The sequence below is a fragment of the Bacillus cereus group sp. MYBK30-2 genome (assembly GCF_051915945.1).
Lineage (GTDB): Bacteria > Bacillota > Bacilli > Bacillales > Bacillaceae_G > Bacillus_A > Bacillus_A paramycoides.
This window is the reverse complement of the sequence record NZ_JBQAFR010000006.1, coordinates 121,954-136,086: the sequence shown is the minus strand read 5'-3', so window position 1 is coordinate 136,086 and position 14,133 is coordinate 121,954. Positions and strand designations below refer to the sequence as shown.

Sequence of the window (14,133 nt, the reverse complement as noted above, 5' to 3'; positions counted from 1 at the left end):
AGTTTAGAAATAAATTTTGAAGTTTAATAAGGACGTAAAAGAAAAGCTTTTATTTCATGTTACAATAAACGTAATTGTTTCTAGAATAAGAAAGAAAGGTTGAAAGTAGGTGACATCATGGGAAAAATCATTGCTATTGCCAATCAAAAAGGCGGTGTTGGAAAAACAACAACATCCGTTAATTTAGGAGCCGGATTGGCACAAGTAGGAAAAAAAGTCCTTCTTGTAGATATTGATGCTCAAGGAAACGCAACGACTGGTGTAGGAATTGAAAAATCTGAATTAGATCAATGTATCTATAATGTTCTTGTGGAAGATGCAGATGTTCAAGGTGTTATACGGAAAACCGCAACTGAAAACTTAGATGTTCTACCCGCTACAATTCAATTGGCTGGTGCCGAAATTGAATTGGTACCAACCATTTCCCGGGAAGTACGCTTGCAGAGAGCATTACAGCCAATTCGTGACGAATATGATTATATTATTATTGACTGTCCCCCATCCTTAGGATTACTAACGATTAATGCGTTAACAGCAGCAGATTCTGTTATTATTCCTGTACAGTGTGAATATTATGCGCTGGAAGGGTTAAGTCAGCTATTAAATACAGTTCGACTTGTACAGAAGCATTTAAACAAAAATTTAGCAATTCAAGGTGTATTGCTAACGATGTTGGATGCTCGTACAAATTTAGGAATTCAAGTTATAGATGAAGTGAAAAAATACTTTAGGGATAAAGTGTATCGTTCAATTATTCCTCGCAATGTTCGCTTAAGTGAGGCACCAAGTCATGGAAAACCGATTATGCAGTATGACGCTAAATCAAGAGGGGCGGAAGTATATATAGATTTAGCAGAGGAAGTGATTGCAGGTGGCTAAGGGGTTAGGAAGAGGAATCAATGTGTTTTTTCCTGATTTAGATGTGAAAGAAGAAGAAACAATTCAGGAGATTGTAGTAACTGAATTAAGGCCGAATCCATATCAACCACGTAAACATTTCAATAAAGAAGCGATTCAGGAATTAGCGGCTTCTATTAAAGAACACGGCATATTGCAACCTTTAATTGCTCGAAAGAGTATTAAAGGATATGAAATTGTTGCAGGTGAAAGAAGATATCGTGCTGCTAAAGAGGCTGGACTTGAAAAAGTACCTGCTGTTGTAAGGGAATTAAATGAACAGCAAATGATGGAATTTGCTTTGCTTGAAAACTTACAAAGAGAAGATTTAAATCCTATGGAAGAGGCAATGGCATATCAGATGTTAATGAATGAGCTAAATGTAACGCAAGAACAATTAGCCAAACGTCTTGGTAAAAGCAGGCCTTACATCGCCAATTATACCCGGTTATTAAGCCTCCCTTCATTCGTTCAAGATATGATTGCAAACGGTCAGCTTTCAATGGCTCATGGAAGAACTTTACTTACGATAAAAGATGAGGAACAGTTGAAAGCTCTATTAAAACGAATCGAAAAAGAAGGATTGAACGTTCGCCAATTAGAACAAATTGTCCAGGAGATTAATCAACGCGTTTCACGTGAAACAATACAAGTGAAAAAAGAAAGAAATATATTTTTTGTAGAACGCGAAACGTTTTTAAGAGAAAAATTTGGTACAGATGTGAAGATTAAAGAAACGAAAAAAGAAAAAGGTAAAATCGAAATTGAATTTTTCAATAAAGAAGATTTAAATCGCATTTTAGAGCTACTATCAAAGGAAAATTAAAAAGCAAACCATCTTATTACTTATAGATGGTTTGCTTTTTTTAATGCAGATAATTTTTGATCCGTCTCTTTTATACTTTGTGCGATTACATCGGCCATTTTCATCACTAAACTTAATCTCGTATTTTGAAGAACAAAAAACTCCATAAAACCATTTAAATTGACGATGCCATGTATATGCAAATCACCAATGGCAGGTAATTTCTTATTCATCGCTGCTCCAGGTTTACTAGGGCCCTTTCCGGTAGTGATCGAACCGATACTTTGAGATTTTCCTAAACATGCATCAACAGCGATAATAAAAGAAGTTGGATTATCTTTCTGTATATTCTGAATTCTCTCTTCTAAATTTAGCGCATGCATTGGTTCATCTAGTGTGCCGAACACTTGGAAGTTTTTGATTTCTACTTGTTCCAGTTTAGTACCAACTAATGGACCAAGTGCATCACCAGTGGAACGGTCTGTTCCGATACAAACGAGAATGAGTGGCATATTAGTCTTAATGGGAATATGAGAAAGTAAGAAATTACTGATTACCTCAGAGGCTTCTAAGTCCTGATGCATAACATTTTGAGTTTCTTTTTCAAAAAAAGGTAAGCGAAAACTTCTAATATTCATGAAGCACCCATCCTTTTAATAAATTTTCACAATATGTTATATAGTAAGTGAAATGGAAAATTATAAGTGCATGCTTTTTACAAACTGTGAATGAAAATGGAAATAATAGTACTAGTATATATATTTTTGTTCCATTTTATACCTAGATGTAAGCGAACAGATGTAATTAAAATCATAAATTTTTTTCAGAAATAAGTAAGACTTCTGATACAATAATAAGGATAACTAAAAAGAAATTTTTGCTGGAGAGGTAGAGGAGTATGGATTTAGCAATAAAATGGTTCGAGTCCGTAGATTGGACGAATATAGGAGTGAAATCACTTAAAATAATCGTTATTTTAATACTTGGTGCAATCGTTGTTCGTATTGCAAGGGCAATTGTACGAAATGCATTTCGTATGGGAAGTCGTTCGCCGATTCAAATTTCAGAACGTCGTACAGTTACGGTAGCGAAGTTGCTTGAAAATATTGTGGCATATGTTGTTATGTTCATTATGTTGATTGCAATTTTAGGTGTGTTTGATATTAATGCGTCAGGTCTATTAGCCGGTGCTGGGGTAATTGGTTTAGCAGTCGGTTTTGGTGCACAGAGTTTAGTTAAAGATGTTATTACAGGATTATTTATTTTGTTAGAGGATCAATTTTCAGTAGGTGATTATGTAAAAATAGGCCAATTTGAAGGAACAGTTTTGGAAATAGGACTACGTACAACGAAGATGAAAAGCTGGACAGGTGAGATTCATATTTTGCCAAATGGCAGTATTGTACAAGTAACGAACTTTTCCGTTAGTAATAGTGTAGCATTTGTTGATGTATCTATTTCTTATGAAGGTGATATAGTACGAGCGGAGCAAGTTATTGAAGATTTATTAGTGGAATTACCAGAAAAATATGAGAAGATGGTAACAACACCTCAATTGTTAGGTGTTCAAACATTGGCAGCATCTGAAGTTGTGTTACGTGTTATTGCTGAAGTAGAGCCGATGCAGCATGCAAGTATTGCGAGGGCCCTTCGCAAAGAGATTAAAAATCGCCTTGATTTACATGGGATTGAAATTCCATACCCACGTATGGTTTTATATAGTCGTGAAGAATTAGTTAGTGAAAAAGCAAATTAGTAGTAGGAGGGGTTTGGAGAATGGAGCAAAAGCAATATAACTTGTACGATGTTGTGGAAATGAAGAAAGCCCATCCATGTGGTGAAAATCGCTGGAAGATTATTCGTATGGGAATGGATATCCGCATTAAGTGCGAGGGATGTGACCATTCGGTAATGATTCCTCGAAGAGAGTTTGACCGTAAGGTGAAAAAAATACTTGTGAAGCATGAAGAATAGTGAAAAAGCAACAGCTGCAGTAGACAGCCGTTGCTTTTTTTCATTTGGTGGAAACTTGTCATTTTTTTCGTTACTATCTATAATGATGAAAGATTGAGACATAGGAGTGAAAAATATGGGATTAACGGCTGGGATTGTTGGATTACCTAACGTAGGAAAGTCCACTTTATTTAATGCAATTACACAAGCAGGAGCAGAATCTGCGAACTATCCATTCTGTACAATTGATCCAAACGTAGGGATTGTAGAAGTACCAGATGAGCGTTTAAATAAATTAACGGAATTAGTAGAACCGAAAAAAACTGTTCCGACTGTATTCGAATTTACTGATATTGCAGGTATCGTAAAAGGTGCGAGTAAAGGTGAAGGATTAGGAAATAAATTCTTATCTCACATTCGTCAAGTAGATGCAATTTGCCAAGTTGTTCGTTGTTTTGAAGATGAAAATATTACGCACGTTTCAGGAAAAGTAGATCCAATTGACGATATTGAAACAATCAACTTAGAGCTAATCTTAGCGGATTTAGAATCTGTTGATAAACGTATCGAACGAGTTGCGAAGTTAGCAAGACAAAAAGATAAAGAAGCTGTATATGAGCATGAAATTTTAGTTCGTTTAAAAGAAGCTTTTGAAGAGGGAAAACCAGCTCGTACTGTTGAATTTACAGAAGAGCAAATGAAGATTGTTAAAGGCCTTCATTTGCTTACAACGAAAGAAATGCTATACGTAGCAAATGTAAGTGAAGATGATATTATGGATCCTTCTGAAAATAAATATGTACAAATGGTAAAAGAATTTGCAGCAAATGAAGATTCACAAGTAATTGTTGTATGTGCAAAAATTGAATCAGAAATTGCTGAGTTAGATGAGGAAGAGAAAAAAGTATTCCTTGAAGAACTAGGAATTGAAGAATCTGGTTTAGATCAATTAATTCGTGCTGCATATGACTTATTAGGACTTGCTACTTACTTCACAGCCGGTGTGCAAGAAGTACGTGCATGGACGTTTAAACAAGGTATGAAAGCACCACAATGTGCTGGTGTTATTCATACGGACTTTGAGCGTGGATTTATTCGTGCAGAAACAGTTTCTTATGATGATTTAATGACAAACGGTTCTATGACAGCTGCAAAAGAAGCTGGTAAAGTACGTCTAGAAGGAAAAGAGTATATCGTAAAAGACGGAGATGTTATGCACTTCCGCTTTAACGTGTAATAAAGATATTTCCTAGGAAAATAAAGATAGGAACTTGGCAAATATATTATATATTTGCCAAGTTTTTATTTAGCGGTTAGTTGATTCATCTAACTTACTATGATATAATCTAAACTCGTGAGTAATTACTATATAATTAATTGCTCCTTGCCCATTATGGGCCGTTTAGACCAAAAGGAGGTGAAAGTGTAATGAGAAAGTACGAAATTATGTACATCATTCGTCCTGGCGTTGAAGAAGAAGCTCAAAAAGCTTTAGTTGAACGTTTTGCAGGTGTTTTAACAAACAATGGTGCAGAAATCATTAACACAAAAGAGTGGGGTAAGCGTCGTTTAGCTTACGAAATCAACGACTTACGTGAAGGTTTCTACATGATCTTAAACGTGAACTCTAACGCAGAAGCGATTAACGAATTCGACCGTTTAGCTAAGATCAACGAAGACATCCTTCGTCATATCGTTGTTAAAGAAGAAGAAAAATAATTGATATATAAGGGAGAGTGGTTCGATTGATGAATCGTGTTATCCTCGTTGGTCGTTTAACTAAGGACCCTGACTTACGTTACACGCCCAATGGTGTTGCAGTAGCTACTTTTACGTTAGCTGTGAATCGCGCATTTGCGAATCAACAAGGTGAGCGTGAAGCTGACTTTATTAATTGTGTAATATGGCGTAAACAAGCAGAAAACGTGGCAAATTATTTGAAAAAAGGTAGCTTAGCAGGCGTAGATGGACGTCTTCAAACTCGTAATTACGAGGGACAAGATGGTAAACGTGTATATGTAACAGAAGTTCTTGCGGAGAGCGTACAATTTTTAGAGCCGCGTAATGGCGGTGGGGAGCAACGTGGTTCATTCAATCAGCAACCATCAGGAGCTGGTTTCGGTAACCAAGGCTCTAACCCATTTGGTCAATCTAGTAATTCAGGTAACCAAGGTAACTCTGGATTTACGAAGAATGACGATCCATTTTCAAATGTAGGTCAACCGATCGACATTTCCGACGACGATTTACCGTTCTAATCGTGTAAATTTGTTAGTTTTAACAAAGAATGGAGGGAAATAGACATGGCAGGACGCAAAGGTGGACGTGCGAAACGTCGTAAGGTGTGTTTCTTCACAGCTAACGGCATCACTCGCATCGATTATAAAGATGTTGATTTATTAAAACGTTTCGTTTCTGAGCGTGGTAAAATTTTACCTCGTCGTGTAACAGGAACAAGCGCAAAATACCAACGCAAACTTACAGTTGCAATTAAACGTGCTCGTCAAATGGCACTTTTACCATATGTTGGTGAATAATAGCGTATGAAATGCACAGTAGAGTCGGACTCTACTGTGCATTTTGCTATGCTTTTCTTTTTGAAAGAGAGGTTAGATGATGAAAAGTACGAGATTTATTACTGAGGGTGCAGCATTGTTAGCGATATATGCAATTTTGTTGCTTATATCTATGTATGTTCCGATTTTAGGTGCAGTTGTGACGTTTGCGCTGCCGTTACCATTTATATTATTAACAGTAAGGTATAAACTATCTAATGTACTCGTGATTTTTGTAGCGGCACTTTTTATTACAGTTGTTGTAAGTCAACCGATTAGTCTTATCAAGACGGTCATGTTTGGATTAATAGGTGTTGTATTAGGATACATGTATAAAAAAGGAAAAAAACCAGTGGAGATATTGATAGCTGGAACACTTGCATATTTAATTGGTATTATGCTCATTTATGTTGGAAGTATAAAATTTTTCAACATAGATTTAATGAAGCAAATGCAAAATATGTTTAATGAAAGTATGGCGCAAAGTGAAAAGATAGTAAGTGCCGCTGGTATGCCGATTAGTAAAGAACAAAAAGAGTTATTAGGACAATTTAATGATATGTTACAAACGCTATTTCCAAGTTTACTTGTAATGGTTTCATTATGTTTCTCGTGGATTACAGTTATGATATCAGGTAGTGTTTTGAGAAAATTAAAGTATGATATTACAGCTTGGCCTAAGTTTAAAGATATACAATTACCAAAGAGTATTGTTTGGTATTACGTCATATTTATCTTGCTATCAACTTTCATGAAAGTTGAACCAACATCATATTTACATATGGTATTTTCTAATCTATATGTAATCTTTGCTATGCTACTCGTATTCCAAGGATTAACATTTATCGCCTTTGTAGCGCATAGAAAAGGTTTTACGAAAGGGGTTCCTATTATTAGTTTTATTGTATGTATGTTTATTCCAATGCTGTTTCCTCTCGTGACAATCTTAGGTATAATTGATTTAGGGATTTCATTGCGTTCTAAAATGGAATGAAAAATGGAGGATAAAATAGTATTATTTATACTGTTTTAAGGTGTTTAATCTGTTTAACTAACTAGAAGTTGAGTTAGTTTTACTTTATAGGAGTTGTATACATGCCTGAATTTTATAAGAAACAGTGGTTTTTATATCCTGTTTACGTATTGGCATTTTTTGTGTTTGTGCTAATTTCGATTCTCTGTTATTTTCATTTAATTGTGGGAATGGCCGCCTTTTTTGTTTTTTGTATCGTTCTTTTTTTAGTTATACGATTTGAACTTACCTTTCAAAGGAACTTTGAAAAACATACGACAGATATGATTACAAGGGTAAAAAAAGTAAGCAATGAAGCATTCAACCAAATGCCTATTGGTATTTTGTTATACAATAAGGACTATGGGATTGATTGGGCAAATCCTTATTTATCTTCATGTTTAGGGCAACATGCACTAGCTGGGTGGCATCTGTACGATGTATCAGAAACATTACTCCTTTTTATTAAGGGAGAGACTTCCGATGATATAGTATCTTTAAATAATCGAAAGTTTCGTGTGTTTGTAAGGAAAGAAGAAAAATTAATTTATTTCTTTGATGTAACTGAGCAAACAGAAATTGAAAAGATGTATGAGGATCAGCGTACTGTTTTAGCTGTTATTTATTTAGATAACTATGATGAGGTTACACAAGGGTTAGATGATCAATTACGCACGAATATAACAAGTCTTGTGACATCACGCCTAAATGAATGGGCTGTTAAGTATGGTGCGTATTTAAAACGTGCATCTTCAGAAAGATTCTTCGTTGTACTAAATGAAAGTATTTTGGCGCAAATGGAGAAAGGGAAATTTAGTATTTTGGATCAGGTGCGTGAAGAAACGTCAAAAAGGAATATACCACTTACATTAAGCGTTGGTGTTGGATCGGGTGATTTACCTTTATCGGAGCTTGGAGCGATGGCCCAATCTGGCTTAGACCTTGCGCTGGGCCGGGGTGGAGATCAAGTAGCTATTAAACAAGCAACGGGTAAAGTTAAATTTTACGGTGGTAAGACGAATCCGGTCGAAAAGCGTACTCGTGTACGTGCTAGAGTCATTTCGCACGCATTAAAGGATTTAGTATTAGAAAGTAGCAATGTCATTATAATGGGGCATAGGGCTCCTGATATGGATGCAATTGGTGCTGCAATTGGTATTTTAAAGGTAGCTCAATTAAATGAGCGCAAAGGATATATTGTATTGGACGAAAATGATTCCGATAAGGGAATCAAGCGATTAATGGATAAGGTGAAACAAAATGAAGAGTTATGGTCTCATTTTATTTCACCAGGGCAAGCGATGGAATTTGCGAATGATGATTCATTGCTTGTTGTTGTTGATACGCATAAGCCTTCAATGATGATGGAAGAAAAACTGCTACATAAAATTGAAAATGTAGTTGTTATTGATCACCATCGCCGGGGAGAAGAGTTTATTGAAGATCCATTGCTTGTTTACATGGAACCATACGCTTCTTCAACGGCAGAACTTGTTACTGAATTACTTGAGTATCAGCCGAAAAATTTAAAAATGACAATGTTAGAAGCAACGGCATTGTTAGCGGGTATTATTGTTGATACGAAAAGTTTTACATTCCGTACCGGTGCTCGTACATTTGATGCGGCTTCTTATTTACGTTCGCACGGTGCAGACACGGTACTTGTACAAGAACTGTTAAAAGAAGATATGGGTCAGTATTTACGAGTTGCAAAAGCTATAAAAAATGCGTACATTTATAAAAATGGAATTGCGATTGCTAAAGTTGACGGTGATGAATATTATCACCAAGTACTTATTGCACAATCAGCAGACACGTTATTGACAATGACGGGTATTATTGCATCGTTTGTTATTGCGAAGCGTGGAGAAAATTTCATTGGAATTAGCGGTAGATCTTTAGGTGAAGTGAATGTACAGCTAATTATGGAGAATTTAGGCGGTGGCGGGCATTTAACGAATGCGGCCACACAGATGAAAAATGTTACGGTAGATGAAGCTGAGGAGAAGCTTCGATTTGTTATTGATGACTATTTACAGGGAGGCACACAATCATGAAAGTAATTTTTCTAAAAGACGTAAAAGGTAAAGGGAAAAAAGGAGAAGTAAAAAACGTACCAGATGGTTATGCAAATAACTTCTTACTAAAACAAGGGTTAGCTGCCGAAGCGACAAACAGCAGTATGAAAACTTTAGAAGCTCAAAAGCGTAAAGAGGAAAAAGACGCAGCAGCAGAGGTTGAGAATGCAAAAGAGTTGAAAGAAACTTTAGAGAAATTAACTGTAGAATTAAAGGCGAAATCTGGAGAAGGTGGCCGTTTATTTGGTTCTATTACAAGCAAACAAATCGTAGATGCAATGCAAAAATCGCATAAAATTAAACTTGATAAACGTAAATTTGAAATGGACGATGCAATCCGTGCATTAGGCTATACAAATGTAACAGTGAAATTGCATCCGCAAGTAACAGCAACAGTAAAAGTTCATGTTATTGAACAATAAAAATAAATTAAGCAAGGAGGATTGCGTATGAGTGATGTACTTGCTGATCGTACCCCTCCGCATAATATAGAGGCTGAGCAGGCGGTTTTAGGGGCCATATTAATTGATCAAGATGCGTTAACGTCAGCATCAGAGCTATTGGTACCTGATTCATTCTATCGAACGAAACATCAAAAGATTTTTGAAGTTATGCTTGGATTGTCTGATAAGGGAGAACCGATTGACTTAGTAATGATGACATCAGCAATGGCTGATCAAGGATTACTAGAAGAGGTTGGTGGAGTTTCTTACTTAGCAGAGTTGGCAGAAGTTGTTCCAACTGCCGCTAACGTAGAATATTATGCACGTATCATTGCTGAAAAGGCGCTTTTACGTCGTTTAATTCGAACAGCGACTCATATTGTATCGGATGGATACGAGAGAGAAGATGACGTGGACGGCCTTTTAAATGAGGCTGAGAAAAAAATATTAGAAGTATCTCATCAAACGAACGCAAAAGCATTCCAAAATATTAAAGATGTTCTTGTAGATGCTTATGATAAAATTGAACTTTTGCATAATCAAAAAGGTGAAGTTACCGGGATACCAACTGGGTTTACCGAATTAGATAAGATGACAGCTGGTTTCCAACGAAATGATTTAATCATCGTGGCAGCACGTCCATCAGTAGGGAAAACGGCATTTTCATTAAATATCGCACAAAATGTAGCGACGAAAACTGATGAAAATGTAGCGATTTTTAGTTTGGAGATGGGTGCGGATCAGCTTGTTATGCGTATGCTTTGTGCGGAAGGAAATATTGATGCACAAAGACTTCGTACCGGTTCATTAACTTCTGATGATTGGGCGAAATTAACAATGGCGATGGGTAGCCTTTCAAATGCCGGTATATATATTGATGATACACCAGGGATTAAGGTGAATGAAATTCGAGCAAAATGCCGTAGATTAAAACAAGAACAAGGTCTTGGTATGGTTTTAATTGACTACTTACAGCTTATTCAAGGAAGCGGGAAATCGGGCGAGAACCGTCAGCAGGAAGTATCTGAGATTTCGCGTACGTTAAAAGGAATTGCGCGTGAATTACAAGTACCTGTTATTGCTCTTTCGCAGCTATCCCGTGGTGTTGAATCTCGTCAAGATAAGCGCCCGATGATGTCTGATATTCGTGAATCAGGAAGTATCGAGCAGGATGCTGATATTGTAGCCTTCCTATATCGTGAAGATTACTATGATCGAGAAACAGAAAATAAAAATACCATTGAAATCATTATTGCAAAGCAACGTAACGGTCCAGTAGGCTCAGTAGAGCTTGCATTCGTTAAAGAGTTTAATAAGTTCGTTAACTTAGAACGTCGCTTTGATGATGGACATGCGCCGCCCGCATAAAGGCAGTATAAAAAAGAAACACATTTCTTATAATAAGATGTGTTTCTTTTTTTTTATATAAAAGATAGGGCTTTCATAAGATGAATATGTAATTCTTACGAACGAAAACGTTTTTCGATAAAAAAATGTTCGCTTTTTGGTTGACTTCTCTTTCTGTTTTGGTACAATTATATTGTTTGAAAAGTTCGTTTGAAAATTGCGGAGGTGCTTTAATAATGTCTTCAGTAGTAGTTGTAGGAACACAATGGGGCGATGAAGGAAAAGGTAAAATTACTGACTTTCTTTCTGAGCATGCGGAAGTAGTTGCAAGATATCAAGGTGGAAATAACGCAGGACACACAATTGTTTTCGGCGGAGTTAAATATAAATTACACTTAATTCCATCTGGTATTTTCTATAAAGAGAAAATTTGTGTAATCGGAAACGGCTTAGTAGTAGATCCAAAAGCATTACTTGAAGAATTAAAATACTTACACGATCGTGGTGTAAGTACTGATAATTTACGTGTTAGTAACCGTGCGCACGTTATTTTACCTTACCACTTAAAACAAGATGAGTTAGAAGAAGCAAGTAAAGGTGATAACAAAATCGGTACAACGAAAAAAGGTATCGGTCCTGCATATATGGATAAAGCTGCTCGTATTGGTATCCGTATGGCTGATCTTTTAGACCGTGAAGCATTTAAAGAAAAGCTTGAGCGCAATTTAGTAGAAAAAAATCGTTTATTTGAAAAGATGTACGATACAGAAGGTTTCAGCGTAGAAGAAATTTTCGAAGAGTACTTCGAGTACGGTCAACAAATCGCGCAATATGTATGTGATACGTCTGTTGTATTAAATGATGCACTAGATAACAATCATCGTGTATTATTTGAAGGTGCACAAGGTGTTATGCTTGATATTGATCACGGTACGTACCCATTCGTTACATCTTCTAACCCAATTGCAGGTGGTGTAACAGTTGGAACTGGAGTTGGTCCTGCGAAAGTTACTCGCGTTGTAGGTGTATGTAAAGCATATACAAGCCGTGTAGGTGATGGTCCATTCCCTACTGAGCTTCATGATGAAATCGGTCATCAAATTCGTGAAGTTGGTCGTGAATATGGAACAACAACTGGTCGTCCACGCCGCGTAGGTTGGTTCGATAGCGTTGTTGTAAGACATGCACGTCGCGTTAGTGGTTTAACAGATTTATCATTAAACTCTATCGACGTTCTAACAGGTATTCCAACTCTTAAAATTTGTGTTGCTTACAAATACAATGGCGAAGTTATCGATGAAGTTCCAGCAAACTTAAACATTTTAGCGAAATGTGAGCCTGTATACGAAGAGCTTCCAGGTTGGACAGAAGATATTACTGGTGTAAGATCATTAGACGAACTTCCTGAAAATGCACGAAAATACGTAGAACGTGTTTCTGAATTAACAGGAATTCAATTATCTATGTTCTCAGTTGGACCAGATCGTAACCAAACAAATATCGTTCGTAATGTATACGAAGCTTAATTAATATAAAAAATTGATTTCTTAAAGAAAAAACTCATGCTCTCATGAGTTTTTTCTTATCTTTTATAAAAAAATAAAAAAGGTATTGCAAAAATAAAAGATAATATGTTATGATATGTCTTGTCGTCACGAAAATATGACGTTGGTGAGTATGAGCCATTAGCTCAGTTGGTAGAGCATCTGACTTTTAATCAGAGGGTCGAAGGTTCGAATCCTTCATGGCTCACCATTTTATTTTTCGTGGCCCGTTGGTCAAGTGGTTAAGACACCGCCCTTTCACGGCGGTAACACGGGTTCGAATCCCGTACGGGTCATGTTTTTTTATGTTCATTTTTGGTCCCGTGGTGTAGTGGTTAACATGCCTGCCTGTCACGCAGGAGATCGCCGGTTCGACCCCGGTCGGGACCGCCACTTTTGTTTATACCACCATTAGTGGTTTTATATATAGTTTTGGCTCGGTAGCTCAGTCGGTAGAGCAGAGGACTGAAAATCCTCGTGTCGGCGGTTCGATTCCGTCCCGAGCCACTCTCAGGATATTAAGTGGGCCCACTTAATATCCTTTTTATTTATGTAATTTTACAAAATTGAGTAGTTATTTTAAAATAGAATGAGGAGCCTCTAGCAGTTGAAGCTAGAGGTTTTTCTATAGATCGTATAGGATTCCGTGTAAAAGTGGATCATACATGAGTCTATGAGAATAGAGGAGAAAATACTTAAACAAAAGGTGCGGTCATATAGGGACATACTATATAAACGTCAATGTGTTTAAGGATTATTGACCATATTTTTATAAGGAGGAAATAGACGATGATGGGAAAGAAAATTTTAGTAGTTGATGATGAAAAGCCGATTGCAGATATTTTAAAGTTTAACCTAGAAAAAGAAGGTTTTGAAATTGTAATGGCGCATGATGGTGATGAGGCAATTGAGAAAGCAAATGAAGAACAGCCAGATATGGTTTTATTAGATATTATGTTACCGGGAAAAGATGGCTTAGAGGTGTGTCGTGAAATACGTAAAAGCTCAGAAATGCCAATTATTATGCTTACAGCAAAAGACTCTGAAATTGATAAAGTATTAGGGCTTGAGCTTGGAGCAGATGATTATGTAACGAAGCCATTTAGCACGAGGGAGTTGCTTGCTCGTGTGAAAGCGAATTTACGTCGCCATCAGCAGGGTGGTACAGCAGAAAAAGAAGAAAATACTGAAATGGTTATTGGACCAATCGTTATTAATCCGAATGCTTATAGTGTGACAAAGCGTGAAGAAAGCATTGAACTTACACATCGCGAATTTGAATTACTACATTATTTAGCGAAACATCTAGGACAAGTTATGACTCGTGAACATTTGTTGCAAACAGTTTGGGGTTATGATTATTTTGGAGATGTACGTACAGTGGACGTAACAGTACGTCGTTTACGTGAAAAAATTGAAGATAATCCAAGTCATCCTACTTTAATTGTAACTAGACGTGGAGTAGGGTATTACTTGCGTGACCCAGAGCAGGAATAGTA

Annotated in this window: 15 protein-coding genes and 4 tRNA genes; 18 read left to right on the top strand and 1 reads right to left on the bottom strand. The window is 36.6% G+C overall.

Annotated elements, in window-relative coordinates; all coding sequences use genetic code 11:
• The first annotated feature begins 117 nt into the window (after positions 1–117).
• A complete protein-coding gene (gene soj / locus ACTFQM_RS23900) occupies positions 118–879 on the top strand; it encodes a sporulation initiation inhibitor protein Soj (RefSeq protein ID WP_002174509.1) in 762 nt (253 codons plus the stop codon).
• Positions 872–1,723: a stage 0 sporulation protein Spo0J gene (gene spo0J / locus ACTFQM_RS23895; protein WP_440036540.1), complete on the top strand. Its 852-nt coding sequence runs from the start codon at positions 872–874 to the stop codon at positions 1,721–1,723. Before soj ends, spo0J begins: the two co-directional genes overlap by 8 nt.
• Before the next feature lie 20 nt (positions 1,724–1,743).
• Here the strand turns inward: spo0J and yyaC are convergent, their stop codons facing one another.
• Positions 1,744–2,340: a spore protease YyaC gene (gene yyaC / locus ACTFQM_RS23890; RefSeq protein WP_025146940.1), complete on the bottom strand. Its 597-nt coding sequence runs from the start codon at positions 2,338–2,340 to the stop codon at positions 1,744–1,746.
• Positions 2,341–2,600: 260 nt separating this feature from the next.
• Between yyaC and ACTFQM_RS23885 the strand changes: the two genes are divergently transcribed.
• From ACTFQM_RS23885 to walR, 16 genes are all read left to right on the top strand, one after another.
• Positions 2,601–3,458, top strand: a complete 858-nt coding sequence (locus tag ACTFQM_RS23885) for a mechanosensitive ion channel family protein (protein WP_440036538.1) — start codon at positions 2,601–2,603, stop codon at positions 3,456–3,458.
• A 20-nt stretch (positions 3,459–3,478) separates the two neighbouring features.
• Entirely contained in the window at positions 3,479–3,676 is a 198-nt protein-coding gene (locus tag ACTFQM_RS23880) for a DUF951 domain-containing protein (RefSeq protein ID WP_000436051.1), read from the top strand.
• A gap of 115 nt (positions 3,677–3,791) precedes the next feature.
• Positions 3,792–4,892, top strand: coding sequence for a redox-regulated ATPase YchF (gene ychF, locus ACTFQM_RS23875; protein ID WP_440036537.1), 1,101 nt, complete (start codon positions 3,792–3,794; stop codon positions 4,890–4,892).
• A gap of 191 nt (positions 4,893–5,083) precedes the next feature.
• A complete protein-coding gene (gene rpsF / locus ACTFQM_RS23870; protein ID WP_001233781.1) occupies positions 5,084–5,374 on the top strand; it encodes a 30S ribosomal protein S6 in 291 nt (96 codons plus the stop codon).
• 26 nt (positions 5,375–5,400) lie between these two features.
• Positions 5,401–5,913 (top strand): single-stranded DNA-binding protein, encoded by a 513-nt coding sequence (gene ssb / locus ACTFQM_RS23865; RefSeq protein ID WP_000981966.1) that lies wholly within the window; start codon positions 5,401–5,403, stop codon positions 5,911–5,913.
• 45 nt (positions 5,914–5,958) lie between these two features.
• Complete coding sequence (rpsR, locus tag ACTFQM_RS23860) at positions 5,959–6,192, top strand: 30S ribosomal protein S18 (RefSeq protein WP_000918873.1); 234 nt, start codon at positions 5,959–5,961, stop codon at positions 6,190–6,192.
• A 76-nt stretch (positions 6,193–6,268) separates the two neighbouring features.
• On the top strand, positions 6,269–7,204 hold the full coding sequence (locus tag ACTFQM_RS23855) for a YybS family protein (RefSeq protein WP_440036536.1): 936 nt from the start codon (positions 6,269–6,271) through the stop codon (positions 7,202–7,204).
• 101 nt (positions 7,205–7,305) lie between these two features.
• Positions 7,306–9,279: a DHH family phosphoesterase gene (locus ACTFQM_RS23850; RefSeq protein ID WP_440036535.1), complete on the top strand. Its 1,974-nt coding sequence runs from the start codon at positions 7,306–7,308 to the stop codon at positions 9,277–9,279.
• Positions 9,276–9,722, top strand: coding sequence for a 50S ribosomal protein L9 (gene rplI, locus ACTFQM_RS23845; protein ID WP_002174502.1), 447 nt, complete (start codon positions 9,276–9,278; stop codon positions 9,720–9,722). The genes ACTFQM_RS23850 and rplI overlap by 4 nt, the downstream gene beginning before the upstream one ends.
• A gap of 27 nt (positions 9,723–9,749) precedes the next feature.
• The gene (gene dnaB, locus ACTFQM_RS23840; RefSeq protein WP_002174501.1) at positions 9,750–11,111 is read left to right on the top strand and encodes a replicative DNA helicase; all 1,362 of its coding nucleotides are present in this window, start codon (positions 9,750–9,752) and stop codon (positions 11,109–11,111) included.
• A gap of 215 nt (positions 11,112–11,326) precedes the next feature.
• Entirely contained in the window at positions 11,327–12,616 is a 1,290-nt protein-coding gene (locus ACTFQM_RS23835) for an adenylosuccinate synthase (protein ID WP_025146944.1), read from the top strand.
• A gap of 153 nt (positions 12,617–12,769) precedes the next feature.
• Positions 12,770–12,845: transfer RNA gene (locus ACTFQM_RS23830), tRNA-Lys, on the top strand.
• A 13-nt stretch (positions 12,846–12,858) separates the two neighbouring features.
• Positions 12,859–12,930: transfer RNA gene (locus tag ACTFQM_RS23825), tRNA-Glu, on the top strand.
• A 21-nt stretch (positions 12,931–12,951) separates the two neighbouring features.
• Positions 12,952–13,027: transfer RNA gene (locus tag ACTFQM_RS23820), tRNA-Asp, on the top strand.
• A gap of 41 nt (positions 13,028–13,068) precedes the next feature.
• Positions 13,069–13,141, top strand: a tRNA-Phe gene (locus ACTFQM_RS23815).
• Between the two features lie 282 nt (positions 13,142–13,423).
• Positions 13,424–14,131 (top strand): cell wall metabolism DNA-binding response regulator WalR, encoded by a 708-nt coding sequence (walR, locus tag ACTFQM_RS23810; protein WP_097894509.1) that lies wholly within the window; start codon positions 13,424–13,426, stop codon positions 14,129–14,131.
• The last annotated feature ends 2 nt before the right edge of the window (positions 14,132–14,133 follow it).